Raw genomic sequence first — 26417 nt, 5'->3', positions numbered from 1 at the left:
CGTGGGTTTCGCTGTTACCATGCCAGCCATGTTCAGAGAACTCGTCGACATGAAACAAGACAGCCAGGCCGAGGGCAGCCCCGTCTCGGTCAAGATCCGCGAACGGTTGAAGCAGGCGCAAAAGCGCTTTCATGCGAACGACAACATCTCCGAATTCATCGAGCCTGGTGAACTCGAGCTGTTGCTCGACGAAGTCCAGGACAAGATGCAGGGCGTGCTCGACAGCATGGTCATCGACACCACGCACGACCACAACACGCGCGCCACGGCGCGCCGCGTGGCCAAGATGTATGTCAACGAGGTGTTCCGGGGCCGCTACGTGGCGCAGCCCGCCATCACCGAGTTCCCCAACGCCGAGCACCTCAACGAGCTGATGATCGTCGGCCCGATCACGGTGCGCAGCGCCTGCAGCCACCATCTGTGCCCGGTGATCGGCAAGATCTGGATCGGCGTGCTGCCCAACAAGAACACCAATGTCATCGGCCTGTCCAAGTACGCGCGACTGGTGGACTGGATCATGGGCCGCCCCCAGATCCAGGAAGAGGCCATCATCCAGCTGGCCGACCTGATCCTCGACAAGACCCGCCCCGACGGCCTGGCCGTGGTCATGGAGGCTTCGCACTTCTGCATGTCCTGGCGCGGTGTGCGCGAGATGGACAGCAAGATGCTGAACTCCGTCATGCGCGGCGCCTTCCTCACCAATCCTGAACTGCGCCGCGAGTTCCTCTCGCTGGTGTCCAGCCGCAGGTAAACCCCCGGGGTGGCGTCCTCGGACGCCTCACACAACACCCCAGGCTGCGCAGTGCGCGGCCTTTTTTCTTTCCTGCGCCACGCCCCGCTTTCCCCCGGACCTGCCCATGTCGCTGCAAGCCTTTGCCCTGATCATCGTCGCCGGCCTCATCCATGCCGGCTGGAACATCGTGGCCAAGAAGGCAGGCGGTGATTCGCGCTTTGCCTTCTTCACCTCGGTCATCATGATGGTGATCTGGGCACCGCTGGGCTGGTGGGTGGGGCGCGATGTGGTGCCCACATGGGGGCGCAGCGAATGGCTGGTGGTGCTGGCCAGCGGCCTGCTGCACGTGGCCTACTACGTGACCTTGCTGCGCGGCTACCGCAGCGCGGACCTCACCGTGGTCTATCCGCTGGCGCGCGGCTCGGGGCCGCTGCTGTCGTCCATGGTGGCGGTGGTCTTTCTGGGGGAGCAGATTTCCTCGCTGGGCGTGCTGGGCATTGCCGGCGTGGTGGTTGGCGTGTTCCTGATCGCGGGAGGCCCCGGCCTGCTGCGCGCGCGCCATGATCCCGAAGCCCGCGAACGGCTCAGGATGGGCCTGTGGTACGGCCTGCTGACGGGCGCTTTCATCGCCAGCTACACCGTGGTGGACGGCTATGGCGTGAAGCTGCTGCTGATGTCGCCCATTCTCATCGACTACATGGGCAACTTCGTGCGCGTGTTCCTGCTGGCGCCCGTGGTGCTGCGCGACCTGCCCACGGCCCGGCATCTGTGGCGCGCGCAGTGGCGCTTCGCGGCCCTGGTGGCGCTGATCAGCCCCATCGCCTACGTTCTCGTGCTCTATGCCATGCAGGATGCGCCCATGTCGCACGTGGCGCCTGCCCGCGAGGTCTCCATGCTGTTCGCGGCGCTGATCGGCGGGCACATGCTGCGCGAAGGCGATCGCCTGGCACGCATTGCGGGCGCGGTGTGCATCGCGGTGGGCGTGACCGCGCTGGGCCTGGGCTGAGCGCCATGGCCGCGATGCAGGTTCTGGGCTGCGATTTCAGCAGCCGGCCTACGGCGCGCAAGCCCATCACCATGGCCCTGGGCCATTGGCTGGCTGATGGCCAGGTGGTCCTGCAGGAGTTGCTGGAGTTCGCCTCGCTGCAAGAATGGTCCGCCTGGCTGGCCCGGCCCGCCGACGCCAAGCAGGGCGCCTGGGTGGGTGGCTTCGACCTGCCTTTCGGCCTGCCCCGCGAGCTGGTGGAGCAACTGGGCTGGCCCACGGACTGGGCGGCCTGCATGGACCATTACGCCGGCCTCACGCGCCAGGCCATACGCGAGCAGTTCAAGGCCTTTTGCGCGGCGCGGCCCGTAGGCGGCAAGTTCGCGCACCGGGCCACGGACGGGCCTGCCGGTGCCAGCCCTTCCATGAAATGGGTGAACCCGCCCGTGGCCTACATGCTGCATGCGGGGCTGCCCTTGCTGCGCGCGGCCGGCGTGCATCTGCCCGGCCTGCAACGGCCAGGCGAAGGCGATGCGCGCCGCGTGGCGCTGGAAGCCTACCCGGGCATGCTGGCGCGTGCCGTGATCGGCCGCCTCAGCTACAAAAGCGACGAACCCGCGCGGCAAACGCCCGAACGCCATCAGGCGCGCGTGCAATTGCTGGCGGCGCTGGAGCGCGGCGACAACCCGCTGGCCCTGCGCCTGCGTATCGACGCAGAAGAAACCCGCAACCAGTTGCTGGCAGACGGCAGCGCAGACCGGCTGGACGCCGCAATCTGCATGCTGCAGGCCGCCTGGGCGGCGGCCCGCCATGCGCAGGGCGATGCGCTCTACGGGCTGCCGCACGACCTGGACCCGCTGGAAGGCTGGATCGTCACGGCGCAAGCCTGACCCAAGCCGCGCTGGAACATGCGATGAATAGAAAAGAGAGAAGCGATGCCCACCTTTGAAACCTTGCTGGCCTTTTTCGGCGTGGCCGTGCTGCTGGGCCTGAGCCCGGGGCCCGACAACCTGTTCGTGCTCATGCAATCTGCCCAGCGCGGCTGGCGCGTGGGACTGTGCGTGGTGCTGGGCCTGTGCCTGGGGCTGGTGGTGCATACGGCGGCCGTCGCGCTGGGGCTGGCGGCGCTGGTGGCCGCATCGCCACTGCTGTTCATGGCCATCAAACTGTGCGGAGCAGCCTACCTGACCTGGCTGGCCTGGGGCGCGCTGCGCGCCGTGGCCCGGCCGGGCGAGATGCCGCCCGCTGGCGCAGCCGACCCGCTGACCCCCGCACGGGCGCTGCGCTGGGTGGGGCGTGGCGTGGTGATGAACCTCACCAATCCCAAGGTGCTGATCTTCTTCCTGGCCTTTCTGCCGCAGTTCGCGGACCCTGCGCGCGGCAGCGTGGCCACCCAGGTGATGGTGCTGGGCTGCGTGTTCATGCTGGCGGCGCTGCTGGTGTTCGGCGCCATCGCCTGCTGCTCCGGCTGGTTCGGCGTGCTGCTGCAGCGATCCGTGCGTGCGAAGAACTGGCTCAACCGCGTGGCCGGGCTGGTCTTCCTGGGCATGGCTGTGCGGCTGGCCCTGGTGCAGCGTTAGTGTCGTGAGTTGGAGTTTCTTGGAAGCATAAAAGATGCCGAGAATCGCCACCATACTGCGTTGCAAATCCTCGCAATAGCTACGTGCCTTGCAAGCGCGGGCAGCGTCGCAGAGGGCCCGCAACCGGGCAACCCGAAGGGAAGCAGCCTGCCAGCACGCCGACGGACAGGGCCAGTTGCTGCATATCAGCCTGTGCGTACGGTCCGATCACGTCGTCGATGTCCGGCGGGTTGATGTGGTCCTATGCTTGCGGATCATCCACCCATTCATGGTCGATGTGGTTGCGCTTCATGGGCATGTCAGAACGAGTGCGTCATGCCGATGTCCCAGGCGGTGGCCCGCGTGAGCATTTCGGTCTTGGCCGAGCCGACGTTGACGTACAGGCTGGTCCGCTGGCTCAGCGAATGCTCGTAGCCGGCAAACAGCTTGACGGAGGTGTTGCGTGTCCCGGCTGGATCGAGTCGGCCAATGCCGCCATAAGCCCGACCGACTCCCTTGAGCGGTGCCTCGACCGAGAAGGTCGCGCTCCTGGCCGCGTAGGTCGCGATGGCCCCGCCTTTCGCGCTCCCGACGCTCACGATGGGGCGCAGCACGCCAAAGTTGTAGGAGGCGCTGGCGATGTAAAGCCGGTTGTGGGCGTCCCAGCCGTCGAACCCCAAGCCCGCCATGACCGGACCCTGCCGATACTGCAGGTTCAAGCCGTAGACGCGTTTGCGGTTGCCCTCGCCTGCGGCGACGGCGAATTCGCCGCTGAAACCGCCGAACGACGGGCTTTTGTAGCCCACCGTGTTGCTGTGGCGGATGGCGGTGCCGTCCATGCTGGTCAGCACGCCGCCGTTGTTGATGGCGCTGGCATTGAAGCCCGCGTAGGTGTACGGGGCACCCAGCTGGCTCACATAGCTCCAGAAGGTCGGGTCCGCAGTGATCGCGACGTTGTACGCCGGCGTGTTCTCCCGCCCCAGGTAGACTTCGCCCCAGCGCTTGTGACCGATGGCCACGATGGAGCCACCTTGCCAGAAGGTCGGAAAGGTCGGTGTTCCGGTGTCCGGCGAGAAGCGGTGCTCGATCTTGAAGCGCGCATAGAGGCCGTCGCCCAGGTCTTCCCGGCCTCGAAAGCCGAGCAGCGAGGCCTGGCCTTGCTGCATCGCCGAGGCACCCGGCTTGCCCTGGCCTGTGTTGGCGGCGCTGGACGTGCCGGGATTGGCCCTGCCGAAGCCCATGCTGATCTTGCCGTAGATCTCCACGGACGATTGCGTTGATGATTGCGCCGATGCCGGGGGGGAGGCCACGGCGCAGAGCAGCGCGGCGGAAATGAGGGTCGAACTGTTCATGAGAGGGGCCTCCTGTTGTTTGCAATGCCGTGGCGTGGCGCCATGCCTGCCACCACGGGGTGATCGAGCGGCGCCGGTCCTGAACCGGCGGCGCCGCCGGGTGAACCCCGGGCGCTCACCTGCGGCGAGAAGAACTCTCGGTTGATGGCAAGGAACTGGGCCTGTGCCGGCGGCAGGCGCACGTCTTCGTAGATCGCCTGAGGCGGACAGAACGACACGCACACGCCGCAGTCGATGCATTCGTCGGGATGGATGTAGAAGGTACGCGGTCCTTCGTAGATGCAGTCGACAGGACAGCACTGCGTGCACGCACTGTCCTTGCAATCAACGCAGGCGGCCGTGATGACGTGTGGCATGACATGTCGCCTGGGTGCTCAAGCCGCTGTATGCGGCGTCGACCGATCGCCGAGCGCGATCGCGGGCACGTCGGGGTTGGGGCCGGCGCGGTCGCCGGGGTCGGCGCCTTGCGCGCGCAAGGTGCGCTGGACCGAGTGCACATCGACGTGGCGCACGAGCACGCCGGCATCCAGCGCCAGCGCCGCCGCGACGCCGGCGGCCTCGCCCATCGCCATGCACGGGGGGATCTCGCGCGAGATCTTCTGTGCCGCGTGCGTGGCCGAGTAGTGGCGCCCAGCCACCAGCAGGTTGTCGATGCCGCGCGGCAGCAGCGAACGGTAGGGGTAGTAGTAGTCGCGGCCGCGCGCCACGCTGTCCCCGAAGCGGGTGCGCTGCATCACGTCTTCCTTGGTCATCACGTACTCGCCTTCGAGCAACCGCGTCTGGCGCACGCCGGTCTGCGGCGCGACATCGATCACGAAGCATTTCGAGAAGCCGGGCAGCCGCGCGCGGATGAAGTCCACCGTGCGGTAGATCGCCTCGCGGCCCAGGATCTCGGCGCGCGTCAGATCCTCGACCTTGGTGCCGTCCAGCCCGGTGATGTGCGGGCAGTTGCACCACACGATGCCGGGCAGGGGCGTTTTCAGCCACCAGTTGGCCCAGCTTCCGCCCAGCACCCGCTTGATCTCGCGGTCGAGCGCGTCAAAGACCTCGGGTTCTTCGCGCTCGAAGCGTTCCGCTTCGTCCGTGTCAACGCCACCCAGGCGGAACACCGTGGTCATGATGTAGTTGCCGTTGATGTTCGCCGCGTTGGCTGCGGCCGCCACATCAAGGTCGCCCGTGGCGTCGATCACCACGTCGCCGAGGATCGCCTCGCGGCCGTTTTTGGTGTCGCAGACCACGCCCTTGACCCTGCCGTCCTCGACCAGCGTGCGCGAGAACCAGGAATGCAGCCGCAGATCGATGCCGTGCAGCTTTACCAGGTCGAGCGAGACACGCTTCCACGCCTCCGGGTCGAAGGCCGCGGCGAAGCACACCGGTTGTGGCTTGCGGTGGCTGTGGAAGTCGTGCGCGCCCCAGCGCTTCCAGCGCGCGATGTTGTCGGGCGCCCCACCCCACTCGGACTGCCGCGGGAAGCGTGCCAGACCGAGCGATTCCATGCGCGCGATCATCTCCAGGCATGTGCCGCGCACCGATATCTCGTGCAGGTGGCTGTCCCACATGTCGTCTAGCACCAGCACCATGCCGCCCGAGGCCAGACCGCCGAGGTGGTTGTAACGTTCTAGTAGCGTGACACGGGCACCGTTGCGTGCCGCGCCCAAGGCGGCCGACAGCCCGGCCGGGCCGCCGCCCACCACCACCACGTCGGATCGGGCGGCGATGCGCACGTCGCGCGCGTCTTCGCGCAGGCAGTCATTGATCATGTTCATGTCGAAACCTCCCAAAAAATGCAGCGGCCGCAGCTACAGGTCCACACGGGCGATCGCGATGCCGCTTTCGCCTGCCACCGAGTACAGGAGGAAGAGGCGGCCGTCTTCCTCGAACAGCGCCGGGTCGCGCAGCTCGCGCACCGGCTCGTAGACAGCTCCGCGCACGGACGGCTTCAGCGGCAGCGTGGCGCCTTCCCAGGCGGTCTCGGGCTGCAGCACGGTGGCAGCCGACGTGGCGCACCAGTGCTGCCAGTCGGGGCGCAGGTCGATCGTCGAGTGCAGGATGCGTTCCGGCGTGTGTCCGACCTCGGTGTGGAAGACGTGCAGCAGGTCGTCGCGAACGATCACCGCGCAGTGGCGGAACGCGGGCCCGAAGCAGATCGGCCCCACCTCGAAGCTGCCCAGGCCGTCGCGCGAGCGGTAGAGCACGCCCGGCATCGCCAGCGCATAGGTCCAATCGCCGTAGCGGAACACGCGGAAGTACGATGCGCCCAGCGGCTCGGGCCGTGCGCTGAAGTGCAGGCCGTCAGACGAAGTAGCGACCTTGGTGCGCTGGTTGCCGATCCACCAGCTCGCCTCGCCGAACAGCTTCTCGTGGCCGTCGGTGGCGTCGCGATCGGCAAAGGCCACGCCGTGGAAGTACATGCGGATCGAACGGCTTGCCTCGTCGATGTGTACGTCCGGCGAGGCCACGTGATCCAGGCAGGTCGACTCTTGCAACTGCAGCGCCCCGGGCGCGTGGAGGGTCCACGGGCCTTCCGGGTCGTCGGCGTAGGCGAGCCGGATGTGCCGGCCGTGGTGATGGGCGAAGTACAGGTAGTAGCGGCCCAGCGGTGCGTCCACCCAGGCGGGGACGCGGATCAGCGACGGGCCGTTGATATTGCCGCCCAAGCTTGGGTGCAATGCGGGGAGGATGATGGGGTGGGTGCCCAGCCGTGTGATCTTCATGATGCGGGGTCTTGATGGAAAGACGAGTCGGCCCGCGCGGCGCCCTGGGCGCTGCGTGAGGTTCAGGAAAGGGATGCGGAACGGAGCGTGCTACTTCGCTGGGCGGACCTGCCGGATCAGGCTGCCCCACCGGTCATACGAAGCCTGCAGCAGGCTCGCCATCTCGGCGGGCGTGGAGGCCTGCGCCTCATAGGCCGCTTCGCGGAAGCGCTTGCGGATATCGGACTCGGCCAGAATCTGCGCGAACATGCGATGGAGCTTGTCGACGATCTCGGGCGGCATGTGCGCCGGGCCCAACCAGCCGAGCCAGGTGTCGATGTCGAAGTCGCGGTAGCCCTGCTCGGCGAGCGTCGGCACGCCCGGCAGCAGATCGTTGCGCCTGGGGGCAGCCACGCCCAGCATCTTCACCTTGCCGGTTTTGGTGAATTGCAGCGCCCCGCTGCCTGCGGCGAACATCGCCTGGATCCGGCCCGCGAGGAGATCCTTTCCGACATCGCCCGCGCCTTTGTACGGGATGTGCTCCATGTCGAGGCCGGCCTGCCGGTTCAGCATCTCGCCGTAGATGTGGAACGCGGTCCCGATGCCGGCCGACGCGTAGGTTAGCGTGCGAGGGTGCGCCTTGGCATACGAGACGAACTCCTTCACCGTGTTCACCCCGAGACTTTCGTGGGCCACAAGGACCACGCTGCCGACGGCGCCCAGCGAGATCGGCGTGAAGCTCTTCATCGGGTTGTAGGGCACGCTGTCATGCACGTGCGGTGCCTGTGTCAGCGCGGAGTCCGGCGTGTACAGCAGCGTATGGCCGTCCGGCGCGGAGCGCGCGGTCTCGGCGGCGGCCAGCATCATGCTGGCGCCGGGCCGGTTCTCGACCACCACCGGTACACCGGCCAGTGCCTGCAGCTTCTCGGCCACCAGGCGGGCCGTGATGTCGGTGCCGCCGCCAGCGGCCACGCCCACCAGGATGCGGATCGGCTTGCCGGGTTGCGGGAACGATGGCGATGAGGCCACCGCGCAGGAGCCAGCGCAAAGAGCGACGATCAACCCTGCCAGTTTCGAGACCATGGTCCGCACTCCTTTGATCATCTCGGAGCGCCATCGCTTCCGAATGACCAAAGAGTACGTGGCGCCTGGTGTTCCGAAAAGTGACGTATTCTGATATGGCAATAGCTTTTGGATATGCATCAATGGACGCGATCAAGGACCTCGTCAGGCGCATGCGCTTCAGCCATCTGCAGATGCTCGTCGAACTCCAGCAACGGGGTAGCGTCCGGGCTGCGTCAGAGGCGCTGAACCTGAGCCAGCCCGCCGTCAGCAAAGCACTCGGCGAAGTCGAGCGGGCGTTCGGCTTCGAACTGTTCATCCGCGGCGCCCGGGGCCTCAAGCCGTCGCTCAAGGGCGAGGTCGTGTTGAGTGGGGCAGCCGTATTGATGACGGAGCTGGCCCACATGCTGGCCGATGCGCAGCAGGCCGGCCCGAAGGCCCGGACCACCATCCGCCTCGGCGCGTTGCCCTTCACGGCGCAGGTGCTGGTGCCGAAGCTGCTGACCCGATTGCACAAGGGGTCCGAGGCGTGGCAGGTCGAGCTCGCCGAAGGCAGCGTCAAGGATCTCTTTGACGCGGTGCTGCGCGGCGACCTCGATGCGGCACTCAGCGGCTACAGCGCGGCGACGATCTCGGGCAGCGGGACCCAGCGCCTGCGCTACGACAAGCTGTCCGAAGAACGCTTTGTCGTTGTGGCCGCTGCGGGGCATGCGTTGACGCGCCGGCGCCGCGTGGGATGGTCCGAGCTCGCCGGCGAGGACTGGATCCTGCCCAGCCCCGGCTCCTTCCTGCGTCAGGCGGTGGAGGCCCGTTTCGTCTCTGCGGGCATCGCCGCGCCGGTGCCTTGGATCGTCTCCAACAGCCCGGTCGGTAATCTCGGCATGGTGGCCCAGGGGCTGGGCATCGCCAGCGTGCCCGCATTGACGATGGGTGATGCCGAGCGCTCGGGACGGATCGGCCGCGTGCGGGTACAGCCGGAGATCGAACCTGCGGCCGTGGCCATGGTCTATCGCGATGGCACGCAGGATCAGGCGCGCGTTGCCGCGCTGCGGCAGGCCGCGCGGGCGCTGGGAGAAGGCGGTTGATTCGGCGCGATACGAACAACGCCGTGCTGTCGCGCCAGGCGGTGCGCGGCTGTCCGCATCTTTCTGAAATGGACTTCCTGCGCCCGGCACTAGGACAAATCTGTTTTTCCCGCAAGGAGCCGCGCACGGGCATGGCCGTGGCACAGTCCCTCCTGTCCGGAGGGCGCATCGCGCGGCCCCGGGGCTGAAGGATCGCCATGCCCCGGCCGCCGCAGGGCCTCGTGCCTCCATCTTCCGCGCGGTTTTATTGATGGACGGCTTTCGCCATGCCTGACTTGTCCCGTGTTCTTCGCTGGTCCGCCGGCCTGTTGCTGGTTGCCGCGTCCGGGCTGGCGCTGCTGTGGGGTGCCGCCTGGCTGGTGGGCAGTCAGCTGAGCCAGCCGCAGCGCAGGGCGGTCGGTGTCCCGCCTGCGGACTGGCCCGCCCACAGCCTGCAATGGGCGACAGAGGACGGTGGCCGGATCAGGGGGTGGCTGGCCACGGGCCGCACCGGCCGTGGCGTGGTGCTCCTGCTGCATGGCGTGCGTGCCGACCGGCTGGCCATGCTGGCGCGTGCGCGCACGCTCCATCGGCAGGGGTACTCCGTCTGCCTGATCGACCTGCCCGCGCATGGCGAAAGCAGTGGCGAGCGCATCGGCTTCGGCATGGCGGAGGGCGCGGGCGTGCGTGCCGCCATGGCCTATGTGCGGCAACAGCTGCCGGGTGAGAAAGTGGCGGTGATCGGCGTCTCGCTGGGGGGCGCGGCCCTGCTTCTGTCCCATGTGGCGCCGGGGCCGGATGCGGTGGTGCTGGAGTCCGTGTTCCCCGACATCCGGCAGGCCATAGACAACCGCGTGCGCGCGCACATCGGCTGGCTGGCGGACGTGGTCACGCCCTTGCTGGCGTGGCAGTTGCCGCTGCGCCTGCATCTGGAGCTGGCGCAACTGCGTCCCATCGACCATGTGAAGGCGCTGGGCGCTCCCGTGCTGATCGCGGCCGGGCTGCAGGACCGGCACACCACGCCCGCAGAAACCCGCGAGCTGTTCGATGCGGCGCGTGAACCCAAGGCGCTGTGGATGGTGGAGGGCGCCGCACATGTGGACCTGTACGACTACGCGCCCAAGCCCTACGAGCAGCGGGTGCTGGGATTCCTGGATCGATATCTGGGCCATTGATGGAGACAATGGCGGGCAGGCCTTGATCGGCCCATCCGATGCCGTCTCCACCAAGCCCATGCCACAGACCACGGCCCACACCATTGCCATTGCCCAGGTCCTGCAGATCGTGCAGGGCGTGCAGCGCAATGGCATGGATGTGCCAGCCATCCTGCGCCGCGCCGGTATTGCGCCGGCCCTGCTGGATGCGCCGCTGTCGCGCGTGACCCAGGCGCAGTACGCGGCGCTGATCCGCGTGCTGCGCCGCGTCTGCCGCGACGAGTTGTGGGGCCTGTGCCGCCATCCGCTGCCCGTGGGCAGTTTTGCCCAGGCCTGCCGCACCATGCTGCCCTGCCGCACGCTGGGCGAGGCATTGCAGGCCGGGCTGCGTTTCTACCGCCTGGTGCTGCGCGATTTCGCTCCCCGGCTGCAGGTGGTGGATGGCGTGGCCCGCATCGCCATGGTGTCGCTGTGCGAGCGTGATGCGCCGCTGGCCTATGCCGAGCGGTCCTTTTGCTTTCTGGGCTATGGCGTCATGTCCTGGCTGGTGTCGCGCAGGATAGAACTGACGGGCGTGTGTGCGCCGGCCGGAGCCAGCATGCCATATGGCACGGAAGCGCAGCGCCTGTTCCTGGCTCCGCTGCAGCGGGACCGCGACTTCACGGGGCTGGAGTTCGATGCGCGCTGGCTGGAGCTGCCCGTGGTGCAGACCCCGGAGAGCCTGGCCGAATTCCTGGACCAGGCGGCCATGGGCCTGGTGATCCGCTACCGCGACCGCACGCGCCTGGGCGAGCGCATCCGCCGCCTGCTGCGCCGCGATCTGGCGGGGGAGCTGCCTTCGCTGGAGCAGGTGGGCGCCGCGCTGTCCATGACGCCGCAGACGCTGCGCCGCCGCCTGCGCGACGAAGGCCTGGGCTTCCAATCCCTCAAGGACGACCTGCGCCGCGACGCCGCCATCGAATTGCTGAACCTCCCGGATCTGACCCTGGCCGACATCGCGGCCCGCGTGGGGTTTGCGGAGGCCAGCACCTTTCACCGCGCCTTCAAGGGCTGGACCGGCCTGCCGCCGGGCGCCTACCGGCAGGCCCAGCATCGCGGCCGCTGATCTTTTTTGCCAATCATTTTGAGACGATCGGCGATTGGTGGCTGAAGGCCCGGTGGCCACACTGTCCATGGACCCTGCCACTGCGGCAGGGCACACCGCCCCGCCAACGAGGGCGGAGCACCGAAGGACAAGGAGACAAGCCATGGAATCGAGCCGACGCGGCTGCCTGCGGGCAGCGCTGGCATGCGCTGCCAGCGCCTCACTGGGTGCCGCCCTGGGAACGGCATCGCCGATCGCCTTTGCACAGCCGGCAGGCGGAGCCTATCCGTCCAGGCCGCTGCGCATGGTGATTCCCTATCCGGCGGGTGGCGGCACGGACATCATCGGCCGCATCATTGCCCAGCAACTGAGCCAGGCCTGGGGCCAGCCGGTGGTGGTGGAGAACCGGCCGGGCTCCAGCGGCATCATCGGCAACGATGTGGTGGCCAAGTCGGCGCCCGACGGCCATACGCTGCTGCTGGGCATCACGGCCATGATCCAGTCGCCGGCGCTGTACGCCAGGATGCCTTATGACGTGCTCAAGGACTTTGCCCCCGTATCGCAGGTGGCCTTGTCCTCGGACCTGTTCGTGGTGCCGCGCGACGTGCCGGCCACGACGCTGCAGGAGTTCATCGCCCTGGTCAAGGCCCATCCGGGCAAGTACAGCAACGGCAACTACGGCAACGGCACTTCCTCGCACATGCATGGCGAGCTGCTGCGTGCCCGGGCCGGGCTGGATCTGGCGCTGATTCCCTACAAGGGCGCGGCGCCGCTGGTCAACGATGTGCTGGGCGGGCAGCTGTCGTCGGGCTTCATCGATGTGTCCTCGGCCAATGCGCACCTGAAGTCCGACAAGATCCGCATCCTGGCCATCACCGGCATGCAGCGCCATCCGGCGCTGCCCGAGGTGCCCACCTTTGCCGAGCTGGGGCTGGCGGGCTTCGAGGCCAATGGCTGGTTTGCCACCTTCGTGGCGGCGGGAACGCCCCGGCCCATCGTGGACAAGCTCTCGGCCGAGGTGCGGCGCATCGTGGCCTCGCCCGAACTCAGCGGCCGCCTGGCAGCCATGGGGCTGCGCCCGGTGGGCGGCACGCCCGAGGAGCTGGCCTCCGTCATGGCGCGTGACATGCCGCGCTGGGCGCGCATCGTGAAGGAGGCGGGAATCAGGCTGGAGTAGCCGACGCTGCCCGCGCCCGTGCCCCGTCTTCGCTGTCGCCACCGTCCTGGCCAGGCTGCAGGGGCTGTGGCCAGGCAGGCTGCGGCGGTCGCAGCTGCTCCAGCACACAGCTGAGCCGCAGCACGCCCAGGTCGTCAAAGCGGCGGCCCGCGATCTGCACGCCGATGGGCAGCTGCCCGTCATGCCCGCAGGGCACGGACGCGGCGGGCTGCTCGGACATGTTGTAGGGCACGGTGAAGGCAATGTGCTCCAGCGGTCGCAACGGGTCGTTGGTGGGGCTGGGCAGGTGTGCCGGGAAAGCCGTGATGGGCGCCACGGGCGACAGCACATAGTCGAAGGCCGCCGTGGCACGCACCGTGGCCACGCGCAGCAGGTGCGATTGCTGGCTGGCCACGAACAGCTGGGTGGCGGTGATGGACCGGGCACTGTCGGCCCAGTCGCGGATGAAGGGCAGGACCACGCTGCGCTGGGCGTCCGGCAGCGACTGCATTTCCACATGCGAGCGCATGCGCCAGAAATGGTCGAGGCCGTCGAGCATGTCGCGGGTGAGCCAGGGCTGGATGATCTCGATATGGGCGCCGGCCGATTCCAGCCAGGCCGCAGCCTGCTCCACCACGGCACGCACGCGGGGCTGCAGGGGCAGGCCGCAGCCGGCATCCAGCAGCAGGCCTATGCGCAGGCCGCGCACCTGGGCGGGGTCCATGTCGAAGCCGCTCCAGGCAATGTCCTGGTGCGGCAGTCCCATGCTGTCGCGCGCATCGGGCAGGGACAGCGCCTGCATCATCAGCGCGGCATCGGCCACGCTGCGCGTCATGGGGCCGGCGCAGCGGCCGGTATAGGGCGGGTCGATGGGCACGCGGCCCAGGCTGGGCTTGAGGCCGAAGATGCCGCACCAGCCTGCGGGCAGGCGGATGGAGCCGCCAATGTCCGTGCCCACATGCAGCGGCCCGTAGCCGGCCGCCGCAGCGGCGCCCGCGCCTGCGCTGGAGCCGCCCGGCGTCTTGTCCGGATCCCAGGGGTTGAAGGTGTTGCCGTGCAGCGAGGACAGGCCCGAGGACAGCATGCCGTAGTCGGGCATGGTGGTCTTGGCGAAGAGGATGGCGCCCGCCTCGCGCAGCCGTGCTGCGGGCGGTGCGTCCAGCGGGGCGGCGACCTGGGGCGTGGCGGCCGTGCCCACGGGGGTGGGGTCGCCGCGCGTGGCGATGTTGTCCTTGACCGTGGCGGGGACGCCGTCGAGCAGGCCTGCCGGCTCGCCGCGCAGCCAGCGGGCCTCGCTGGCGCGTGCCTGGGCCAGTGCGGCCTCGGGGCGCAGCAGGTAGGTGGCGCCCAGGGCCGGCTCCCAGCGCTGCACATGGGCCAGCAGCTCTTGCATGACCTCGACGGGCGAGAGGCTGCGCTCCCGGTAGGCGCGCAGCAGCGCATGGGCGGGTAGGTCGTGCAGGGCCTGTGTCGTTCCAGTCATCGCGGCTTCCTCGAGGATGGTGGTTCCAGCGGCAGATCTGCCGCAGTGTGGCCCGGGGCCACCGGCGCGCCTGTCGCCTGTGGCTCAGCCGGTGCGCGGTTCAGGCGGCGCGCGGCTCAGGCGGCCCAGGACAGTGCCGAGAGATCGTTGACGAAGATGGGCATGTCCTTCCACAGTCCGCGCAGGTTCTTGTTGGCCACGGTGACCCATTGCGGCGTGTAGAGGAAGGCGTGCACGCAATCCTGGGCCAGCAGGCGCTGGGCATCGCCCAGCAGGCGCGAGCGGTCGGCGGGGCGCGAGGCGTTCTTGATCTTGTCGTACAGCTCGTTGAACTGGGCAGACTCGTAGCCCCAGTAGTAGTCGGGCTTGGCGAAGTTGCCCAGATCGAAGGGCTCGACATGGGAGATCAGCGTCAGGTCGTAGTTCTTGAGGGTGTAGGTGCCCGACAGCCACTGCGCCCATTCGACGTTCTGCAGCTTGGCGCGGATGCCGATCTTGGCCAGCTGCGCGGCAATCACCTCGCCGCCCTGGCGCGCGTAGGGCGTGGGCGGCAGCGTCATGGTCAGCTCCAGCGGGGTCTTGACGCCGGCCTCGGCCAGCAGCGCCTTGGCCTTTTCCACGTCGAAGGGGTTGATGCCCGTGGTGTCCACATAGCCAAAGGCCGTGGGCACGTAGTAGCTGCCGATGGGCAGGCCGTAGCCGTCACCCGCGCCGTCGATCACGGCCTTGCGGTCTATGGCCGCGGCGATGGCGCGGCGCACGCGCGCATCGCCCAGGGGCTTGCGTGCGTTGTTCATGGCCAGGATGGTCTTGGCGCGCGAGCCGCTGACCACGACCTGGAAGCGCCCGTTGGCCTTGAACTGGGCCACGCTGCGCGGCGTCACGCGCGGAAAGGCGTCGACGTCGCCAGCCAGCAGCGCAGCGACCTGGGCCGCAGGGTCGGAGATGAAGCGAAAGCTGGCGCGGCGAATGCGCAGGCCGGAGGCCATGCGGTGCTGCGGCCAGGCCGTGAGCGTGACCGAGGCGCCCTTGCTCCAGTTGCCCAACTGGTAGGGCCCCGTGCCCACGGGGCGCGTGGCGTTGGTGGCCGCGCTCTTGGGCTCGACGATGATGGAAGTCGCCTGGCCGAGCACGAAGAGGAAGTCGGGATCGATGTCCTTGTTGATCACGACCACGGTGTGGTCGTCCACCACGCGCGTGGACAGGGCGGCGAAGGTTCGCTTGTCCTTGTTGGTGCTCTTGTCGTCGCCCGCCCGGTCGAAGGAATACTTCACGCTGTGGGCGTTGCAGGGCTCGCCGTTCTGAAAACTCACGCCCTTGCGCAGGCGGAAGGTGTAGGTCTTGAGGTCGGGCGAGACCTCCCAGCTCTCGGCCAGCAGCGGCGAGACGCTGCCGTCCGGGTTGATCTTGGTCAGCGTCTCGAACAGGTTGTAGAGCACGATCTCGCCGATGGAAGATGCGGCGCCGGCCGTGGGGTCCAGCCCCGGGGGCTCCAGCGTCATCGCCAGCGTGATGCTGTCCTTGCGGCTCTGGGCCAGCGCAGGCCAGGGCATCAGCAGGGGCAGGCCGGCAGCAGCGGAGCTGGCCAGCAGGGAACGGCGGTTGAACATGAACAGGTCTCCGGAAATTCTTGCAGATGGTTCTCGGGCCGCTGTCTGCGGCCTGCAGCAGTGTTTTTACACCACGGCGCACGGGTGCGCGGCCCTGGGTGCTTGGCCCGCGCGGGCGGCCGTCAGCTTTCAGGCCCGGTGCTGCAGGGCGATGCGCGGCACGGCCCGGACCAGGGCCTGCGTATACGGGTGCTGCGGGGCGTGGAACAGCTGCCGCGGCGCTCCGCGCTCGACGATGCGGCCCTCGCTCAGCACGATGGCGTCGTCGCACAGGTGCTGGACCACGGCCAGGTCGTGGCTGATGAACAGATAGGACAGGCCCAGCTGCTGCTGCAGATCGTGCAGCAGGTTCAGCACCTGGGCCTGCACCGAGACGTCCAGCGCACTCACGGGCTCATCGGCCACGATGAGGCGGGGCCGCGTGACCAGGGCACGTGCAATGGCGATGCGCTGGCGCTGGCCGCCGGAGAACTCGTGCGGGTACTTGTCCAGATCCTGTACGCGCAGCCCGACCTGTTCCAGCGTGGCGCGGGCCAGGTCGCGCCGCGCGCTGCGTTCGGGCGGCGCAGGCTGGGCGAGCAGGGGTTCGCAGACGATGTGCTCCACCGTCATGCGCGGGTCCAGCGAGCCGTAGGGGTCCTGGAACACCATCTGGAAGTCGCGGCGTGCCATGCGCAGGGCCTGGTTGCCGAGCCTGTGCAGCTCCTGGCCCAGCAGCCGCACGCTGCCGGCGCTGGGCGTGTCCAATGCCATGACCAGGCGCGCCAGCGTGGACTTGCCCGAACCCGACTCGCCGACCACGCCCAGGCTGCGCCCTGCCGTCAGCGTGAAATCCACGCCGCGCAGCGCATGCACCTGCTCCGGCGCGCGCCACAGCGACCGGCGCGGCAGCTGGTAGCTGCGGGCCAGGCCTGTCACTTGCAGCAGGGGTACATCGGAGGCCGGTGGCGTCTGGACCGGTGGCGCCTGGAGGGGGTGTCCTGTCATGCGCATGCCTGTACAGGCTGGCCCGGTGCCATGGCCTCGGGGCGCCGGCAGCGCACCACGTGCGGCTGGGCCCAGGCCTGCAGGGATGCGGGCGTGGGCCGCTGCGGACGCTCCAGTACCAGGGGGCGCGGGCGCTCGCTGTGGCAGGCCGGCTCGGTGAAGCTGCAGCGGCCCGCGAAGGCGCAGCCGGCCGGCAGGTCCACCAGCTCGGGCACGGTGCCGGCGATGGTGGGCAGCCGGGCCGGAGGCAGGCTGCCCGCCGCGGACAGGTCCAGCTGGGGCCTGGCCGCGAACAGGCCGCGCGTATAGGGATGGGCGCGACGCGCGAAGATGGCCTCGGTCATGCCGCTTTCGACCACGCTGCCGCCGTACATGACCAGCAACTGCTCCACGTTCTGCGCGATCACGCCCAGGTCGTGGGAGATCAGCAGCAGGGCCATGGAGTGCTCGGCCACCAGTTCCTGCAGCAGGTCCAGGATTTGCTGCTGAACGGTCACGTCCAGCGCCGTCGTGGGTTCGTCGGCAATCAGCAGATCTGGCCCGCAGGCCAGGGCCATGGCGATGGTGATGCGCTGGCGCTGGCCGCCAGAGAACTGGTGCGGATAGTCGTCATAGCGCTGGGCCGCACGGGCAATGCCCACGCGCTCCAGCAGTGCCACCGCATGCGCGCGCGCGGCCTGGCGGCCCAGGCGCAGGTGGTGGCGCAGCGGCTCGGCCACCTGGCGGCCGATGCCGTGCACGGGGTTCAATGCCGTCATGGGCTCCTGGAACACCATCGCCATGCGGTTGCCGCGCAGGCGGCACAGCGCGTTCTCGTCCATGTCCAGCAGCTCCTTGCCGTTGAGCTGGATGCTGCCGTCCACCTGCGCATGCTCTGGCAGCAGGCCCATCAGCGCCAGGGCGGTCAGCGACTTGCCGCAGCCCGACTCGCCGATCAGGCCTAGCGTGGCGCCGCGCTCCAGGATGAACTCCAGGTTCTGCACGGCGCGCGCGCGGCCGCGCGGGGTCTGCAAGGTGATGGTGAGGCCGGAGACTTCGAGCAGGGGCATGGGCGCGTGCCTTCCTCAGCGCTGACGCGACAGGCGCGGGTCGAGCAGATCGCGCAGCCCGTCGCCCAGCAGGTTGAGCCCGAGCACCGACAGCGCAATGGCCAGGCCCGGCCACACGGCCAGCAGCGGTGCCTGGAACATGAGGGTCTGCGCCTCGCTGAGCATGCGGCCCCAGGAGGCCTGGGGCGGCTGCGTGCCCAGGCCCAGATAGGACAGGGCGGCCTCGGCCAGAATGGCCAGCGCGAACTGGATGGTGGCCTGCACCACCAGCACCGGCAGGATGTTGGGCAGCACATGGCGCCAGGTGATGCTGGCGCGGCCATGGCCGCAGGCGCGTGCGGCCAGCACGTATTCGCGCGCCCACACGGCCTTGGCCGATGCCCGCGTGATGCGCGCGAAGGTGGGAATGTTGAAGATGCCGATGGCAATGATGGCATTGACGATGCCTGCGCCGAACACGGCCGTGAGCATGATGGCCGACAGCAGCGCGGGAAAGGCAAAGCTGAAATCGGCCAGCCGCATGATGGCCTCTTCCACCCAGCCCCTGCAGGCTGCCGCGACCAGACCCAGCGTCACGCCCATCGACAGCCCGATGCCCACGGCAATCACGCCGACCAGGATGGAGCTGCGCGCGCCCAGGAACAGCAGCGAGGCCACATCGCGCCCATAGGCGTCGGTGCCCAGCCAGTGCAGGGCGCCCGGTGCAGCCAGCTTGGCGTCCATGTCCATGTCGTAGGCAGAGCCCGGCGTCCACCAGAAAGACAGCAGGGCCGTGAGCAGCAGCAGCGCGGTCAGCACCGCTCCCAGCAGGAAGCTGCGGTGGCCCAGCATGCGCCGGCCCGTTCCGGCGGGCGCGCCCAGGGTGACGGCCCGCGTGGTCCGTTGGCCCGGTGGCGGGTTGGAGGGCGAGGGAGAAGGAGGGCTGTGCGGCTGGCTCATACGTCGCTGGCCTCGATGCGCGGATCAATGGCCGCGTACAGCACGTCCACGATGAAGTTGATGACCACCACCATGGCTGCCAGCAGCAGCACGCAGTTGCGCACCACGATCAGGTCGCGGTTGGCGATGGACTGGAAGATCAGCCGGCCCAGGCCCGGCAGGTAGAACACGTTCTCCACCACGATGGTGCCGGCCAGCAACTGGGCGAACTGCAGGCCCATGACCGTGAGCACGGGAATCATGGCGTTGCGCAGCACATGGCCCCAGAGCACGGAGCGGCGCGACAGGCCCTTGGCGCGGGCCGTGCGCACGAAGTCTTCGCGCAGCACCTCCAGCACGGCCGAGCGCGTGATGCGCGCCAGGATGGCCGCCTGCACCACGGCCAGCGAGATGGCCGGCAGCAGCAGCGCCTGCAGTGCCTGCAGCGGGCCGCCGCCGTCGGCTTCGCTCCAGCCGGGAAAGCCGCCGGCGGAAAACCATTGCAGCTTCACCGAGAACACCAGGATCAGCAGGATGGCAAACCAGAAATTGGGGATGGCGATGCCGACCTGTGCCAGGCCCATGACGCCCAGGTCGCCCCAGCGGTTGTGGCGCGATGCGGCATAGATGCCGGCGGCCAGTGCCAGCACGGTCGTGATGAGCATGGCCATCACGGCCAGCGGCACGGTGACGGCCAGCCGCTCCAGCACCAGCTCGCTGACCGGTGTGCTGTAGGCGTAGCTCTGGCCCATGTCGCCGTGCAACAGTCCCTGCAGCCACTGCAGGTAGCGCTGCCAGGCCGGCTGGTCCAGGCCCAGCTGCACGGCCAGCGCCTGCACCGCCTCGGGTGCGGCATCGGGGCCCATCAGCGTCTGGGCGGCATTGCCGGGCAGCACCTCCAGCACGCCGAAAACCACGGCCGATGCGCCCAGCAGCGTGGCTGCCAGCATCAGCAGGCGCTTGAGCAGAAAGATGCTCATGGGCAATCGGCCTCGGCAGGGTGGGTGGCGGTCACGTCGGCGGAGTGGGTGGGTTGTTCTTGGAGGGGCCCGAATGGTACTGCGCACGGCCCATGCGCGCAGCATAGCGGCCTTTGACGCGGCAGGGCTCCGATGGACGGGGACGCGGCCATCGATTTCAGGGCGCCGGGCTTGCCCGTGCAGCCTCCATGCTTATGTGGCGGACAGGATAATGGCGGCATGACTGATGCCACCTTGCTGCAAGGCCCGTTCGGGGCGCATGGGCCCGCCCGGCCCGGAGCGTGGCTGGCACTTGCGAGGGACCTGCCATGGCTTTGATGATCACCGACGAATGCATCAACTGCGATGTCTGCGAGCCCGAGTGCCCCAACGATGCGATCTCCATGGGCGAGGAGTACTACGAGATCGAGCACAGCAAGTGCACGGAGTGCGTGGGCCATTTCGATGAGCCCCAGTGCGTGCAGATCTGCCCGGTGGCCTGCATTCCCGTGAATCCCGCCCATGTGGAAGACCGCGAGACGCTGATGCAGAAGTACCTGCGCCTCCAGTCCCGGGCTCCCGCTTCTTCCTGAACGTTCAGCCCTTGTCGCTCTCGGCCGTGGCCGGGCGCACCGGCTTGGGGCGCGGCGGCTTGGTGGTGTGGATCAGCAGGGTTGCCTTGTCCATGTTGCCGGCCTGCAGTTCGGGCCAGGCCTTGAGGGAATGGGCGATGCTGTCCTCGATCAGCTGGCGCTGGTCGGGTGCGGGCTTCTTGAGCACCCAGTTGGCGACTTCGGCCTTGTGCCCCGGGTGGCCTATGCCGATGCGCAGCCGCCAGTAGTCGGCCGAGCCCAGCTGGGCATGGATATCGCGCAGGCCGTTGTGGCCGCCGTGGCTGCCGCCGCGCTTGAGCTTGACCTGGCCGGGCTCGAAGTCCAGTTCGTCATGGATCACGAGGACTTCCTCGGGCTGGATCTTGAAGAAGCGCGCCAGCGCACCCACCGACTTGCCCGACAGATTCATGAAGGTCTGCGGCTGCAGCAGCCAGACGTTCTCGCCGCGCACGCTGGCACGGGCCATGAGGCCGAAGTAGCTGCGCTCGGGCACCAGATGGACCTTGAGTTCGCGCGCCAGCGCATCAATCCACCAAAAGCCCGCGTTGTGGCGGGTGTCCTCATACTCCGGCCCGGGGTTGCCCAGGCCGACAAACAATTTGATCATCGGGCGATTATCTCCATGGCGGTCGCAGCAGGCGGGTGAGGGTCCTCCCCCATGCAAAAGGCCCACGCGAGGTGGGCCTTTTGCAGGTTTGCGGCAGCCGCAGCCGCCGCAAGGGAAAGCCAAGAATTACTTCTTGCCCTTCTTGGCCGGAGCGGCCGGGGCTGCTGCGGGAGCTGCCGATGCATCAGGAGCCACTTCGGGCAGCTTGATGGAGATCAGGGCCGGGTTCTTGTTGGAGCCGCGCACCACAGCCTTCACACCGTTGGGCAGCTTGACGTTTTGCAGGCCCAGGGTCGACTTGGAGGTCAGGCCGCTCAGGTCCACCGTGATGAACTCGGGCAGCTGGGCGGGCATGCACACCACGTCCAGTTCATGGACCAGGGGAGTGATCGTGCAGTTCTCGACCTTGACGGCCTGGGACTGTTCCATGCCTTCGAAGTGCAGCGGCACCTTCAGGTGAACCTTGGTCTTGTCGTCAACGCGCTGGAAGTCCACGTGCAGGATGAGCTGCTTGTAGGGGTGGAATTGCACGTCGCGCAGCACGACCTTGGAGGTCTGGCCGTTGACTTCCATGTCCAGGATGCTGGAGTGGAACACTTCCTTCTTCAGGGCGTGCCACAGGGCGTTGTGATCGATTTCGATCAGTTGGGCTTCGGCAGCACCGCCGTAGACGATGCCAGGGGCCTTGCCCGAATTGCGCAGACGGCGGCTCGCACCCGTACCTTGCTTGGCGCGCTCAAAAGCGACGAATTGCATAACTAACTCCTAGATGGATGGACCGCGACCAGCCTCATCCGTTGATAAAAGAACGCCTGTCCGATGCGGGCCAGGCTGCTCTTGCGGTGTCCCGGGATGGTCCTGAAACCACTCCGGAACGCGCAAACCTCCCGAAGGAGGTTTGCTGGGTTCCGACCACAGGGGCCGGTATTTTATTCAGAGAACAGGCTCAGCACCGAATCGCCGGTGGAAATCCGCTGGATCGTCTGGGCGATCAGGGGGGCCACGGACAGTTGGCGGATCTTCCCGCAGGCCTGTGCTTCGGCGCTCAGGGGGATGGTGTTGGTCACCACGACCTCGTCCAGGGCATTGCCGTTGCCGATGCGCTCGATGGCCGGACCCGAGAAGATCGGGTGCGTGCAGTAGGCATAGACACTCTTGGCGCCGCGCTGCTTGAGCACCTCGGCCGCCTTCACCAGCGTGCCGGCGGTGTCGATCATGTCATCCATGATCACGCAGTTGCGGCCGTCGATGTCGCCGATGACATGCATGACTTCGGAGACATTCGCCTTGGGGCGGCGCTTGTCGATGATGGCCAGGTCGCAACCGAGCTGCTTGGCCAGCGCACGTGCGCGGACCACGCCGCCGACGTCAGGGGAGACGACGATCAGGTCTTCGTAGTTCTTCTGGCGCAGATCGCCCAGCAGCACCGGCGTGGCATAGATGTTGTCCACGGGGATGTCGAAGAAGCCCTGGATCTGGTCTGCGTGCAGGTCCATGGTCAGGACGCGCTCGACGCCCACGGCCTGCAGCATGTTGGCCACGACCTTGGCCGTGATCGGCACGCGGGTGGAGCGCGGGCGGCGGTCCTGGCGGGCGTAGCCGAAGTAGGGAATCACTGCGCAGATGCGCTCGGCCGATGCACGCTTGAGCGCGTCCACCATGACCAGCAGTTCCATCAGGTTGTCGTTGGTCGGTGCGCAGGTGGATTGCACGACGAAGACGTCGCGCGTACGCACGTTCTGCTTGATCTCGACGGCGACTTCCCCATCGGAGAAGCGACCCACGTCGGCTGCACCCAGCGTGGTGCCGAGGTGCTGAACGATTTCAGTGGCCATGCCAGGATTGGCATTGCCGGTGAAGACCATGATGTCAGGATGATGTGAATGCATTGAGCGCCCCAGTACGATGGGTTTGCCTTGACGCGAAAGACGTTTGGCAGGGGAGGAAGGACTCGAACCCTCGCATGCCGGAATCAAAATCCGGTGCCTTTACCAACTTGGCGACTCCCCTACACAGGCCTTCTGCCGCAGGCAGACAGCCTATAAACTTTCATCTTCCAGCCAATCCTTGAGAGGATGGGCCTGCAGATTGCCGCAAACTCTGACACTCCAGGCGCCAGGGGCATCCTTTAAGTCAATCGTTTGCGTCAGTGGTGCAAATACTGCACTTCCCGAGCCCGTCATTCTAGCATGCAGTTTGAATGAGTTGAGCCAATCAATGGCTTTTTTCACTTCAGGCTGCAGCCTTTCGGCGACAGGCTGCAAGTCGTTTTGGCCAAAGCCATAGTGATCTGCAGCAAAGTCTTCGATTGTAGCATGGGCATGATCGCGCTTGAGGGTTGCGTCGCGGAAGATGGACAGGGTCTCCAGCCCTGCCTCGGGCTTGACCACCACGAACCGCTGGGGCGGCAGGGCATGGTCCTGTTCCAGCGGCCTGATGTGCTCGCCTATGCCTTCCACCCAGGCGGAGCCGCCGCACAGAAAGAAGGGCACATCGGCGCCCAGGTCCAGTGCAATGCGCTGCAGCTCGCGCCGCGTCAGGTTCAACTGCCACAGGCGGTTCAGTGCGATGAGGGTCGATGCCGCGTCCGACGAGCCGCCGCCCATTCCGGCCTGCGCCGGCAGGCGCTTTTCCACGCCGATGTGCACGCCCGCGCTGCAGCCGGTGGCCTGCTGCAGGGCCCGTGCGGCCCGCACGATGAGATCGTCGGCAGGAAGGGCCATGCCCGACAGGTCCTCGCGGCTGATCCGGCCATCGCCGCGCCTGTCGAAGTGCAGCGTGTCATGCCAGTCCAGCAGCATGAAGACCGATTGCAGCAGGTGATAGCCATCGGCGCGGCGACCGGTGATGTGGAGGAACAGGTTGAGCTTGGCCGGAGCCGGCACGTCGTGGAGCGAGCGCATGGGCTGGAGAGGATGAGGAAAAAGAGGCAGGGGCGGCAGCTGGGGATGGAGCAGGCGCGCCCGGCGGAAATCAGGGCGTGTCGAGCACGATGCGCAGCGCAGCCGGCGGCTGCGGGTCATGGCGCCGGGCGGACAGGCGGCCCTGCTCCATGCGGGAGAGATCGACCTGCCAGCCTGCGGCTGCGGTGGCCCGGCCCTGCAGCCAGTCGAACAGGGCGGAAATGGGAAGATCGCTGCCCGTCAGCTCCTGCACCAGTGTCGGCAGCGAGTCCGATGTCTTGCGCTCCTCGCCTTGCTGCAGGCTTGCCTGTCCCGGCTCCCAAAGCAGACGCGCCAGTGTCGAGCCCAGGGGTGTGAACAGCAGCAGCTCGCCGCGCTGGGGCGTGCCCAGCAGCTCGAAGCCTGCGCTGAAGGATTGGTTTTGCGCATCTTCCACCTGCAGCGCCAGCCGGCCCGCCCAGTGGCCTGCAGCGGCGGGTGCGGTTGTGTCGGCCTGCAGCTGGCGGGGGGGCAGGGCACAGCCGGCCAGGGCCAGCAGTGCGGCGGCGGCCGCCGTGGTGCACAGTTGCCGGCGTGCAAAAGTGGGATGCGGCAGGCCGGGCACGGCGCGGTGGCTCAAAGCGAGACGCCCAGGCGGCGCAGGGTTTCGCGCAGGGTCGTGTTGTCGGGGCTGGTGGCCAGGCCCTGGCGCCAGATCTTCTGCGCGCGTTCACGATCGCCCTTGGCCCAGAGCACTTCGCCCAGGTGTGCGGCGATCTCCACGTCGGGGCGGGATGCGTAGGCGCCTTCGAGCAGCCTGAGGGCTTCGTCCAGATCACCCCGGCGGAATTTCACCCAGGCAAGGCTGTCGGTGATGAAGGGGTCGCCAGGCGACATTTCCAGCGCCTTGCCGACGAGCTTTTCGGCTTCGTCCAGGTGAATGCCGCGTTCGGCGAAGGAGTAGCCCAGCGCGTTGTAGGCGTGCTGGAAATCGGGCTGGCGCGCGATGATGCCACGCAGCAGCCGCTCCATTTCGTCATATTTGCCGATACGCTCCGCCAGCAAGGCCGTGTCGTAGGCCAGCTCGGCGTCTTCGGGAGCCTGCTTTTGCAGCTCTGCCTGCAGCGCGTAGGCCTGGGCATTCTGATTGGCATCGCGCAGCAACTGCACCTCGGCCAGGCGCTTGAGCCGCTGCTGGCTGGGGCCGCTGGCGGGCACGGCCTCGATGAGGGCGCGGGCTTCCTTGAGCTTGCCCTGGCGCGCGAGCAAGGCGGCGCGGCGCGCCTGCACGCTCAACAGGTTGGGGGCGTCGTCGATGCGGCGCAGCAGGGCGTCGGCCTCGGCGAACTTGCCCTGCTTTTCTGCAAGCTGGGACTGCAGCAGGTAGTACTGGGACTGGGCCGCACTGCGCGCCACACCGGCGGGAATCTGCGGCACGAGCTTGCCAAAGCGCTCGGTGGACGCCTGGGCTGCATCCACGTCGTTGGATTGCAGCTGCAGCGCGGCCAGCGTGGCCCAGGCTTCGGCGTATTCGGGGGAATCCACGGTGATGGAGACCAGCTGCTGGCGGGCCTCGTCCATGCGCTGCTGCCCCAGCAGCACGCGGGCATAGGCCATGCGCATCTGGGCCGAAGGGTTCTTGGCCAGGTAGCGTTTGACTATGGGCTCCGCCTCGGGCAAGCCGGCTTCCAGCAGCTCCATGGACAGCAGGGCCACGGGGCCGGTATCGGGCGTCAGCGCCTGTGCCTTTTGCACGGCCTGCATGGCGGCAGCCTTCTGCCCGGCGCCCAGGCGCATGTGGCCGATGGTGGCCCAGGCAAGGGGGCCGCTGGCGGGGTTGTCGGTCTCGCCAGCCATGGCCTGCTCGACCACATCGGCCGCCAGCGCCTTGTCGCTGGCGTTGTTGTAGAGTTGGGTGATGCCCAGGTAGGTTGCGGGCTTGGAGGGCGCAGGCGTGGCCTCGATCTCGCGCTTGAGATAGGTGCCGGTATCGGCGATGCGGTTCAGTGCCACCAGGATCTGGAGTACGAAGCGGTTGGCGTCGCGGGACTGTGGGAAGGCGTCGAGCCAGGCGCGGGCATTGGCCAGGGCGCGTTCACCGGAGCGCGACTGCAGTGCCAATTCGGTGCCGCGCCGGTACAACTGCTCGCTGCCACTGGTGCGTGCGGCCTCCATCATCATGGCCTGGGCGTCGCCCAGAGCGCCTTCGCTGGCGGCGATCTCGCCGACCAGGATCTCGTAGAACAACTCGGCATTGAGCGCGGCGCGATCGTCCTCTGCGGAGGCGGCGGCCGACGAGGGAGGTTCGGGGGATTCCGTCTCTATGGTGGCTGCGGTCTTGCCCGGGAGTGCCCAGGCAGTGGCGGAACCCATGGCCAGGGCTGCTGCCACGGCAAGTCCCTGAAGGCGAAGGCGATGATCCATCGAACCATAATAATCGAAGCCCAGACCACATTTCGCACAACT

The 26417-nt window shown here is 67.8% G+C and carries 26 protein-coding genes and 1 tRNA gene; 9 read left to right on the top strand and 18 right to left on the bottom strand.

Going from position 1 to position 26417, the window contains the following annotated elements; genetic code table 11:
* The first annotated feature begins 28 nt into the window (after positions 1-28).
* From folE to A9976_RS17355, 4 genes are all read left to right on the top strand, one after another.
* Positions 29-751 (top strand): GTP cyclohydrolase I, encoded by a 723-nt coding sequence (gene folE / locus A9976_RS17370; RefSeq protein ID WP_183020015.1) that lies wholly within the window; start codon positions 29-31, stop codon positions 749-751.
* Between the two features lie 106 nt (positions 752-857).
* Positions 858-1739 carry an EamA family transporter gene (locus A9976_RS17365; protein WP_183020014.1) on the top strand — a complete coding sequence of 294 codons (882 nt, stop codon included), beginning with the start codon at positions 858-860 and terminating at the stop codon, positions 1737-1739.
* Between the two features lie 5 nt (positions 1740-1744).
* Complete coding sequence (locus A9976_RS17360) at positions 1745-2608, top strand: DUF429 domain-containing protein (RefSeq protein ID WP_259649236.1); 864 nt, start codon at positions 1745-1747, stop codon at positions 2606-2608.
* 45 nt (positions 2609-2653) lie between these two features.
* A complete protein-coding gene (locus A9976_RS17355) occupies positions 2654-3298 on the top strand; it encodes a LysE family translocator (protein WP_183020013.1) in 645 nt (214 codons plus the stop codon).
* A 299-nt stretch (positions 3299-3597) separates the two neighbouring features.
* On the opposite strand, the gene A9976_RS17350 is transcribed toward A9976_RS17355, so the two are convergent.
* The 5 genes from A9976_RS17350 to A9976_RS17330 form a co-directional block, all read right to left on the bottom strand.
* On the bottom strand, positions 3598-4629 hold the full coding sequence (locus A9976_RS17350; protein ID WP_183020012.1) for a porin: 1032 nt from the start codon (positions 4627-4629) through the stop codon (positions 3598-3600).
* A complete protein-coding gene (fdxA, locus tag A9976_RS17345) occupies positions 4626-4985 on the bottom strand; it encodes a ferredoxin (RefSeq protein WP_183020011.1) in 360 nt (119 codons plus the stop codon). Before fdxA ends, A9976_RS17350 begins: the two co-directional genes overlap by 4 nt.
* A gap of 18 nt (positions 4986-5003) precedes the next feature.
* Positions 5004-6395: an FAD-dependent oxidoreductase gene (locus A9976_RS17340; RefSeq protein ID WP_183020010.1), complete on the bottom strand. Its 1392-nt coding sequence runs from the start codon at positions 6393-6395 to the stop codon at positions 5004-5006.
* A 33-nt stretch (positions 6396-6428) separates the two neighbouring features.
* Positions 6429-7343 carry a hypothetical protein gene (locus tag A9976_RS17335; RefSeq protein ID WP_197955247.1) on the bottom strand — a complete coding sequence of 305 codons (915 nt, stop codon included), beginning with the start codon at positions 7341-7343 and terminating at the stop codon, positions 6429-6431.
* 90 nt (positions 7344-7433) lie between these two features.
* On the bottom strand, positions 7434-8405 hold the full coding sequence (locus A9976_RS17330) for a tripartite tricarboxylate transporter substrate binding protein (RefSeq protein ID WP_183020009.1): 972 nt from the start codon (positions 8403-8405) through the stop codon (positions 7434-7436).
* A gap of 122 nt (positions 8406-8527) precedes the next feature.
* On the opposite strand from A9976_RS17330, the gene A9976_RS17325 reads away from it, so the two are divergent.
* From A9976_RS17325 to A9976_RS17310, 4 genes are all read left to right on the top strand, one after another.
* Entirely contained in the window at positions 8528-9469 is a 942-nt protein-coding gene (locus A9976_RS17325) for a LysR family transcriptional regulator (RefSeq protein WP_183020008.1), read from the top strand.
* A gap of 266 nt (positions 9470-9735) precedes the next feature.
* Complete coding sequence (locus A9976_RS17320; protein WP_259649235.1) at positions 9736-10623, top strand: alpha/beta hydrolase; 888 nt, start codon at positions 9736-9738, stop codon at positions 10621-10623.
* A 58-nt stretch (positions 10624-10681) separates the two neighbouring features.
* Positions 10682-11707: an AraC family transcriptional regulator gene (locus tag A9976_RS17315; protein ID WP_183020007.1), complete on the top strand. Its 1026-nt coding sequence runs from the start codon at positions 10682-10684 to the stop codon at positions 11705-11707.
* Between the two features lie 142 nt (positions 11708-11849).
* Positions 11850-12863 (top strand): tripartite tricarboxylate transporter substrate binding protein, encoded by a 1014-nt coding sequence (locus A9976_RS17310; protein WP_183020006.1) that lies wholly within the window; start codon positions 11850-11852, stop codon positions 12861-12863.
* On the opposite strand, the gene A9976_RS17305 is transcribed toward A9976_RS17310, so the two are convergent.
* From A9976_RS17305 to A9976_RS17280, 6 genes are all read right to left on the bottom strand, one after another.
* Positions 12850-14325 carry an amidase gene (locus tag A9976_RS17305; protein WP_183020005.1) on the bottom strand — a complete coding sequence of 492 codons (1476 nt, stop codon included), beginning with the start codon at positions 14323-14325 and terminating at the stop codon, positions 12850-12852. The two genes, A9976_RS17310 and A9976_RS17305, sit on opposite strands and share 14 nt — an antisense overlap.
* 116 nt (positions 14326-14441) lie before the next feature.
* The gene (locus A9976_RS17300) at positions 14442-15935 is read right to left on the bottom strand and encodes an ABC transporter substrate-binding protein (protein ID WP_183020004.1); all 1494 of its coding nucleotides are present in this window, start codon (positions 15933-15935) and stop codon (positions 14442-14444) included.
* Between the two features lie 129 nt (positions 15936-16064).
* Entirely contained in the window at positions 16065-16922 is an 858-nt protein-coding gene (locus A9976_RS17295) for an ATP-binding cassette domain-containing protein (RefSeq protein ID WP_183020003.1), read from the bottom strand.
* Positions 16919-17971, bottom strand: a complete 1053-nt coding sequence (locus A9976_RS17290) for an ABC transporter ATP-binding protein (RefSeq protein ID WP_183020002.1) — start codon at positions 17969-17971, stop codon at positions 16919-16921. The genes A9976_RS17295 and A9976_RS17290 overlap by 4 nt, the downstream gene beginning before the upstream one ends.
* Positions 17972-17986: 15 nt before the next feature.
* Positions 17987-18910, bottom strand: a complete 924-nt coding sequence (locus A9976_RS17285) for an ABC transporter permease (protein ID WP_183020001.1) — start codon at positions 18908-18910, stop codon at positions 17987-17989.
* Positions 18907-19869: an ABC transporter permease gene (locus A9976_RS17280; protein WP_183020000.1), complete on the bottom strand. Its 963-nt coding sequence runs from the start codon at positions 19867-19869 to the stop codon at positions 18907-18909. Before A9976_RS17280 ends, A9976_RS17285 begins: the two co-directional genes overlap by 4 nt.
* A gap of 308 nt (positions 19870-20177) precedes the next feature.
* On the opposite strand from A9976_RS17280, the gene A9976_RS17275 reads away from it, so the two are divergent.
* Positions 20178-20441: a YfhL family 4Fe-4S dicluster ferredoxin gene (locus A9976_RS17275; RefSeq protein WP_183019999.1), complete on the top strand. Its 264-nt coding sequence runs from the start codon at positions 20178-20180 to the stop codon at positions 20439-20441.
* Between the two features lie 4 nt (positions 20442-20445).
* On the opposite strand, the gene pth is transcribed toward A9976_RS17275, so the two are convergent.
* From pth to A9976_RS17240, 7 genes are all read right to left on the bottom strand, one after another.
* Entirely contained in the window at positions 20446-21069 is a 624-nt protein-coding gene (pth, locus tag A9976_RS17270) for an aminoacyl-tRNA hydrolase (protein WP_183019998.1), read from the bottom strand.
* Between the two features lie 126 nt (positions 21070-21195).
* Complete coding sequence (locus A9976_RS17265) at positions 21196-21825, bottom strand: 50S ribosomal protein L25/general stress protein Ctc (RefSeq protein WP_183019997.1); 630 nt, start codon at positions 21823-21825, stop codon at positions 21196-21198.
* 173 nt (positions 21826-21998) lie between these two features.
* Positions 21999-22958, bottom strand: a complete 960-nt coding sequence (locus A9976_RS17260; protein WP_012207231.1) for a ribose-phosphate pyrophosphokinase — start codon at positions 22956-22958, stop codon at positions 21999-22001.
* A 44-nt stretch (positions 22959-23002) separates the two neighbouring features.
* Positions 23003-23079, bottom strand: a tRNA-Gln gene (locus tag A9976_RS17255).
* A 29-nt stretch (positions 23080-23108) separates the two neighbouring features.
* The gene (gene ispE, locus A9976_RS17250; RefSeq protein ID WP_183019996.1) at positions 23109-23972 is read right to left on the bottom strand and encodes a 4-(cytidine 5'-diphospho)-2-C-methyl-D-erythritol kinase; all 864 of its coding nucleotides are present in this window, start codon (positions 23970-23972) and stop codon (positions 23109-23111) included.
* Between the two features lie 70 nt (positions 23973-24042).
* Positions 24043-24576, bottom strand: coding sequence for an outer membrane lipoprotein LolB (locus A9976_RS17245; RefSeq protein ID WP_183020048.1), 534 nt, complete (start codon positions 24574-24576; stop codon positions 24043-24045).
* 11 nt (positions 24577-24587) lie between these two features.
* Positions 24588-26375 carry a tetratricopeptide repeat protein gene (locus A9976_RS17240; RefSeq protein WP_183019995.1) on the bottom strand — a complete coding sequence of 596 codons (1788 nt, stop codon included), beginning with the start codon at positions 26373-26375 and terminating at the stop codon, positions 24588-24590.
* Between the last annotated feature and the right edge of the window lie 42 nt (positions 26376-26417).

It is taken from the genome of Delftia sp. UME58 (genome assembly GCF_014170385.1).
GTDB classification, from domain to species: domain Bacteria; phylum Pseudomonadota; class Gammaproteobacteria; order Burkholderiales; family Burkholderiaceae_C; genus Comamonas; species Comamonas acidovorans.
This window is presented reverse-complemented; position numbering and strand designations above follow the sequence as displayed.

Excerpts from the sequence above, each read along its gene's own strand:
- A9976_RS17335 (WP_197955247.1), bottom strand. The coding sequence starts at position 7,343 with ATGAAGATCACACGGCTGGGCACCCACCCCATCATCCTCCCCGCATTG.
- A9976_RS17325 (WP_183020008.1), top strand. The coding sequence starts at position 8,528 with ATGGACGCGATCAAGGACCTCGTCAGGCGCATGCGCTTCAGCCATCTG.
- A9976_RS17265 (WP_183019997.1), bottom strand. The coding sequence starts at position 21,825 with ATGCAATTCGTCGCTTTTGAGCGCGCCAAGCAAGGTACGGGTGCGAGC.
- A9976_RS17330 (WP_183020009.1), bottom strand. The coding sequence starts at position 8,405 with ATGGTCTCGAAACTGGCAGGGTTGATCGTCGCTCTTTGCGCTGGCTCC.
- A9976_RS17295 (WP_183020003.1), bottom strand. The coding sequence starts at position 16,922 with ATGACAGGACACCCCCTCCAGGCGCCACCGGTCCAGACGCCACCGGCC.
- ispE (WP_183019996.1), bottom strand. The coding sequence starts at position 23,972 with ATGCGCTCGCTCCACGACGTGCCGGCTCCGGCCAAGCTCAACCTGTTC.
- A9976_RS17355 (WP_183020013.1), top strand. The coding sequence starts at position 2,654 with ATGCCCACCTTTGAAACCTTGCTGGCCTTTTTCGGCGTGGCCGTGCTG.
- A9976_RS17280 (WP_183020000.1), bottom strand. The coding sequence starts at position 19,869 with ATGAGCATCTTTCTGCTCAAGCGCCTGCTGATGCTGGCAGCCACGCTG.
- A9976_RS17275 (WP_183019999.1), top strand. The coding sequence starts at position 20,178 with ATGGCTTTGATGATCACCGACGAATGCATCAACTGCGATGTCTGCGAG.
- A9976_RS17300 (WP_183020004.1), bottom strand. The coding sequence starts at position 15,935 with ATGTTCAACCGCCGTTCCCTGCTGGCCAGCTCCGCTGCTGCCGGCCTG.
- A9976_RS17340 (WP_183020010.1), bottom strand. The coding sequence starts at position 6,395 with ATGAACATGATCAATGACTGCCTGCGCGAAGACGCGCGCGACGTGCGC.
- A9976_RS17310 (WP_183020006.1), top strand. The coding sequence starts at position 11,850 with ATGGAATCGAGCCGACGCGGCTGCCTGCGGGCAGCGCTGGCATGCGCT.
- A9976_RS17290 (WP_183020002.1), bottom strand. The coding sequence starts at position 17,971 with ATGCCCCTGCTCGAAGTCTCCGGCCTCACCATCACCTTGCAGACCCCG.
- A9976_RS17240 (WP_183019995.1), bottom strand. The coding sequence starts at position 26,375 with ATGGATCATCGCCTTCGCCTTCAGGGACTTGCCGTGGCAGCAGCCCTG.
- A9976_RS17305 (WP_183020005.1), bottom strand. The coding sequence starts at position 14,325 with ATGACTGGAACGACACAGGCCCTGCACGACCTACCCGCCCATGCGCTG.
- A9976_RS17360 (WP_259649236.1), top strand. The coding sequence starts at position 1,745 with ATGGCCGCGATGCAGGTTCTGGGCTGCGATTTCAGCAGCCGGCCTACG.
- folE (WP_183020015.1), top strand. The coding sequence starts at position 29 with ATGTTCAGAGAACTCGTCGACATGAAACAAGACAGCCAGGCCGAGGGC.
- A9976_RS17285 (WP_183020001.1), bottom strand. The coding sequence starts at position 18,910 with ATGAGCCAGCCGCACAGCCCTCCTTCTCCCTCGCCCTCCAACCCGCCA.
- A9976_RS17320 (WP_259649235.1), top strand. The coding sequence starts at position 9,736 with ATGCCTGACTTGTCCCGTGTTCTTCGCTGGTCCGCCGGCCTGTTGCTG.
- A9976_RS17260 (WP_012207231.1), bottom strand. The coding sequence starts at position 22,958 with ATGCATTCACATCATCCTGACATCATGGTCTTCACCGGCAATGCCAAT.
- A9976_RS17315 (WP_183020007.1), top strand. The coding sequence starts at position 10,682 with ATGCCACAGACCACGGCCCACACCATTGCCATTGCCCAGGTCCTGCAG.
- pth (WP_183019998.1), bottom strand. The coding sequence starts at position 21,069 with ATGATCAAATTGTTTGTCGGCCTGGGCAACCCCGGGCCGGAGTATGAG.
- A9976_RS17365 (WP_183020014.1), top strand. The coding sequence starts at position 858 with ATGTCGCTGCAAGCCTTTGCCCTGATCATCGTCGCCGGCCTCATCCAT.
- fdxA (WP_183020011.1), bottom strand. The coding sequence starts at position 4,985 with ATGCCACACGTCATCACGGCCGCCTGCGTTGATTGCAAGGACAGTGCG.
- A9976_RS17350 (WP_183020012.1), bottom strand. The coding sequence starts at position 4,629 with ATGAACAGTTCGACCCTCATTTCCGCCGCGCTGCTCTGCGCCGTGGCC.